Origin of the sequence: Pseudomonas sp. NPDC089569 (assembly GCF_050280625.1) — a bacterium.
Lineage (GTDB): Bacteria > Pseudomonadota > Gammaproteobacteria > Pseudomonadales > Pseudomonadaceae > Aquipseudomonas.
Genome location: NZ_JBNNVQ010000199.1, coordinates 1 through 3,934, shown reverse-complemented (window position 1 = coordinate 3,934; position 3,934 = coordinate 1). Strand labels below are relative to the sequence as shown.

Annotated in this window: 5 protein-coding genes and 4 tRNA genes; all 9 read left to right on the top strand. The window is 54.2% G+C overall.

Features of this window, described 5'->3' with window-relative positions:
- The first annotated feature begins 182 nt into the window (after nucleotides 1-182).
- On the top strand, nucleotides 183-1,142 hold the full coding sequence (gene birA, locus ACQKP2_RS32045; RefSeq protein WP_427582273.1) for a bifunctional biotin--[acetyl-CoA-carboxylase] ligase/biotin operon repressor BirA: 960 nt from the start codon (nucleotides 183-185) through the stop codon (nucleotides 1,140-1,142).
- Nucleotides 1,132-1,881, top strand: a complete 750-nt coding sequence (locus ACQKP2_RS32040; protein ID WP_427582272.1) for a pantothenate kinase — start codon at nucleotides 1,132-1,134, stop codon at nucleotides 1,879-1,881. The genes birA and ACQKP2_RS32040 overlap by 11 nt, the downstream gene beginning before the upstream one ends.
- 7 nt (nucleotides 1,882-1,888) lie before the next feature.
- On the top strand, nucleotides 1,889-2,326 hold the full coding sequence (locus tag ACQKP2_RS32035) for a hypothetical protein (RefSeq protein WP_427582271.1): 438 nt from the start codon (nucleotides 1,889-1,891) through the stop codon (nucleotides 2,324-2,326).
- 143 nt (nucleotides 2,327-2,469) lie between these two features.
- Nucleotides 2,470-2,554 (top strand) — tRNA-Tyr (locus tag ACQKP2_RS32030).
- Between the two features lie 22 nt (nucleotides 2,555-2,576).
- Nucleotides 2,577-2,650 (top strand) — tRNA-Gly (locus tag ACQKP2_RS32025).
- 25 nt (nucleotides 2,651-2,675) lie between these two features.
- Nucleotides 2,676-2,751: transfer RNA gene (locus tag ACQKP2_RS32020), tRNA-Thr, on the top strand.
- Nucleotides 2,752-2,925: 174 nt separating this feature from the next.
- A tRNA-Trp gene (locus ACQKP2_RS32015) sits at nucleotides 2,926-3,001 on the top strand.
- Between the two features lie 45 nt (nucleotides 3,002-3,046).
- Nucleotides 3,047-3,415, top strand: coding sequence for a preprotein translocase subunit SecE (gene secE, locus ACQKP2_RS32010; RefSeq protein WP_427582270.1), 369 nt, complete (start codon nucleotides 3,047-3,049; stop codon nucleotides 3,413-3,415).
- A 9-nt stretch (nucleotides 3,416-3,424) separates the two neighbouring features.
- Nucleotides 3,425-3,934: transcription termination/antitermination protein NusG (gene nusG / locus ACQKP2_RS32005; protein ID WP_427582269.1), on the top strand; the 510-nt coding region annotated here is incomplete at its 3' end.

Below are 3,934 nucleotides of genomic sequence, written 5' to 3'. Positions count from 1 at the left end.
GATGGTAGTGTGGGGTTTCCCCATGTGAGAGTAGGTCATCGTCAAGATTAAATTCCGAAACCCCTATCTGCGTACGCAGGTAGGGGTTTTGTTTTGCCCGCAGAAAATCTGCATTACCGGCTTTCTATGCAATTGCACGGGGCGTGGCTATCATGCGGACCTCATTGTGAAGCGAGACTTGCATGCTGACGTTGTTAGAGCTTCTTAAGGACGGTCGATTTCATTCGGGGCAGGCACTGGGTGCTGCCCTGGGCATCAGTCGCAGTGCGGTATGGAAGCAGCTTCAGCAATTGGAGGCTGAGCTGGGATTGTCCATTCATAAGGTTCGAGGGCGTGGCTATCAATTGGCTGCGCCGTTGACGCTGCTTGATCCTGTGGAAATAAGCCGGTTGGCACCCTCTTGCGGGTGGCCAGTCCAGGTTTTCGATTCCATCGACTCCACAAATGCTGAGGCTCTGCGAGCAATCGAGCAAAATCGGCCCTCTCCCTTTTTGGTGCTTTCCGAGCGGCAGACTGCCGGTCGGGGGCGGAGGGGAAGGAAGTGGGCAAGTCCGTTCGCGGAGAACATATATTTCAGCCTGGTGCTGCGTGTAGAGGGCGGAATGCGTCAGTTGGAGGGCTTGAGTCTTGTTGTTGGGCTCGCCGTTCTTCGCACGTTGCGTCAGTTGGGTGTTTCCAGGGTGGGGTTGAAATGGCCGAATGATGTTCTGGTCGATCAAAAAAAGATTGCCGGGATATTGTTGGAATTGGTCGGTGATCCTGCGGATGTATGTCACGTAGTGCTGGGTGTCGGCATTAATGTAAACATGCAGATGACTGACGAGGTTGATCAGCAGTGGACTTCCATGCGTCTGGAGGCGGGGCGGGTGTTTGATCGCAATCAATTGGTTGCCGAGCTCGGCATAGCGCTGCAGGACTATCTGGCGCGCCACCAGGCTGATGGCTTCTCTGCGCTTAGGGCGGAGTGGGAGCAAAATCATCTGTGGCAGGGGCGTGATGTGTCGCTGATTGCCGGCGTAAATCAAATAGATGGCGAAGTACTGGGTATCGATAATCAGGGTGCCTTGCGCCTGAGGGTGGCTGGCGTGGAGAAAGTCTTCAGCGGTGGTGAGCTGAGCCTGAGGTTGCGTAATGATTCTTGAGCTCGACTGCGGAAACAGCTTCATCAAGTGGCGCGTTCTCGACCCGCACACCTGCGAGGTGCTGGGGGAGGGGGTCGTTGATTCGGACTCGGCATTGCTGGAGGGGGTGAGGGCGCTTAAGGGACTTGCGCTCCAATCCTGTCGATTGGTGAGTGTAAGAACTACTGAAGAGACCGAGGCGCTGATCTCTCTCCTGAGGGGAGCGTTCGATGTCCCTGTGGTTTGTGCGACTCCCGCACGAGTCATGTCTGGCGTTCGTAACGGATACGATGAGTTTGAGCGGCTGGGGCTGGATCGCTGGCTTGCTCTGCTTGGAGGGTTTCATCTGGCCGCAGGCGCATGCCTGGTGCTGGATTTTGGCACCGCCGTTACGGCCGATTTCGTTGCGGATGATGGTGAGCATCTCGGTGGATTCATATGCCCAGGGATGCCTTTGATGCGTAATCAGCTGCGCACTCATACTCGTAAGATCCGGTACGGTGATCTCGCGGCTGAACGTGCGCTGGAGAGCCTTGTTCCGGGGCGTAATACTGTTGAGGCTGTCGAACGTGGTTGCGTGCTGATGCTGCGAGGCTTTGTGCAGTCTCAGCTCGATTTGGCTCGCAGCTACTGGGGGGAGGACTTTACGGTGTTCCTGACGGGTGGTGATTCGGCCTTGGTCTCTGAGGTTGTGCCTCAGGCCAGGGTAATTCCGGACCTGGTGTTTGTCGGATTGGCAATGGCTTGTCCTTTGTCCTGAGGTTTTTATGCGTTGGTTGTTCTTGCTGCTACTCGTCCTCAACGTGTTTTATTACATCTGGCACCAACAAGAGGCTCCTCTGCGCGCGAAAGATGTCACCCCGCTGAGTTTGTATCGGGGGACTCAGCAGGATATTCGTCTGCTGAGTGAGGCGGCGGAGGCGACCAAGGATAAGGCGAAGAGCGTCCAGCCAGATTCCGGCTGCCTTTATTTGGGTGGTTTTGTACGCCAGGAGATTGCTCAGGGGCTCGAGCGCCGGTTGGTGGGGATGGATGTCAAGTTTCAGACGCTCCCTCGATCGGGAGAAGCCGCCGGCTATTGGCTGCGTGTAGCCCCGGAAAGCAGGCGCTGGCTGGATGATTTGCAGTTGCAAAACCTTTCTAAAGAATTCAATGAGTTAAAACATAAAATAATGCCTTGTGAGGGGGTTGCGCCCTCTGAATAGTTTGCATAGAATGGCGCCCGCTCCACAGCGAACACCGCAAGCGGTGAGAAGTGTGAAGCGTAGTCAACGCAGCTAACCTCAAGATTTTAATGAGAAAAGTGCTTGACAGAAGGCTGGCATGATGTAGAATGCCGGCTCGCTTAGGAGGGGTTCCCGAGCGGCCAAAGGGATCAGACTGTAAATCTGACGTCTACGACTTCGAAGGTTCGAATCCTTCCCCCTCCACCATTTTAGCGAGAGCTGCAGGCTCGCGGGTATAGTTTAGTGGTAGAACCTCAGCCTTCCAAGCTGATGATGCGGGTTCGATTCCCGCTACCCGCTCCAAGTTTGCAGGTTTTGCATGGTTTAAGCTCTTGTAGCTCAGTTGGTAGAGCACACCCTTGGTAAGGGTGAGGTCAGCGGTTCAAATCCGCTCAAGAGCTCCATATAACAAGGCAGATATGAAAATATCTGCCTTTGTTTTAGGTGGCTTTGGTTGCGCTTCATCTCGATTTTGAAGCTTGCCGGTGCTAAGGTTGTCGGTTCTGCAGCTGGGTCACCTAAGAAGTGGTTGTAAAGTCTTTTTCAGGTCAGCATAATGGTCGGCCTGATTTTGTTTTAGGTCAGTAGCTCAATTGGCAGAGCGACGGTCTCCAAAACCGTAGGTTGGGGGTTCGATTCCCTCCTGACCTGCCAGATTCACTCGGTGTGTCTGGCTTTCTTTTCACAGGATCTTCATAGATGACTCCTAAAGCTGAAGCTCAAGGCTCTCGTTTCGATCTCCTCAAGTGGCTTTTGGTAGTCGCTTTGGTGGTTGTAGGCGTTGTTGGCAATCAGTACTTCTCTGCTTCGCCGATCCTGTACCGTGTACTCGCATTGCTTGCTATTGCTGCTGTGGCTGCCTTCGTAGGCCTGCAGACTGTCAAAGGCAAGTCTTTCTTCGTACTGGTTAAGGAAGCGCGTACCGAAATTCGTAAAGTCGTTTGGCCAACTCGCCAAGAGACCACGCAGACCACCCTGATTGTGGTGGCTGTTGTCTTGGTTATGGCGTTGCTGTTGTGGGGGCTTGATTCCCTGCTCGGCTGGCTTGTTTCCTTGATTGTCGGCTAAGGGTGTCCCGTGGCTAAGCGTTGGTATGTTGTGCATGCTTACTCCGGTTACGAGAAGCATGTAATGCGCTCGCTCATTGAGCGCGTAAAGCTGGCTGGCATGGAAGATGGCTTCGGCGAAATTCTGGTCCCCACTGAAGAAGTGGTTGAGATGCGCAATGGCCAGAAGCGCAAGAGCGAGCGCAAATTCTTCCCTGGCTACGTGCTGGTGCAAATGGATATGAACGAGGGTACTTGGCACTTGGTCAAGGATACTCCTCGTGTGATGGGTTTTATCGGTGGTACTGCTGATAAGCCTGCGCCGATCACCGATAAGGAAGCGGAAGCGATTCTGCGCCGAGTTGCTGACGGTAGCGACAAGCCTAAGCCGAAGACGTTGTTCGAGCCAGGTGAAGCGGTCCGCGTAAATGATGGTCCATTTGCGGACGTGACCATCAGCTACCAGGACAGCCACACGCTCACCGGCACAGCAGGAAATGACACGCTGGTGGCGGGCGATGGCGATAACATTCTCAATGGC

Excerpts from the sequence above, each read along its gene's own strand:
- birA (WP_427582273.1), top strand. The coding sequence starts at position 183 with ATGCTGACGTTGTTAGAGCTTCTTAAGGACGGTCGATTTCATTCGGGG.
- ACQKP2_RS32040 (WP_427582272.1), top strand. The coding sequence starts at position 1,132 with ATGATTCTTGAGCTCGACTGCGGAAACAGCTTCATCAAGTGGCGCGTT.
- ACQKP2_RS32035 (WP_427582271.1), top strand. The coding sequence starts at position 1,889 with ATGCGTTGGTTGTTCTTGCTGCTACTCGTCCTCAACGTGTTTTATTAC.
- secE (WP_427582270.1), top strand. The coding sequence starts at position 3,047 with ATGACTCCTAAAGCTGAAGCTCAAGGCTCTCGTTTCGATCTCCTCAAG.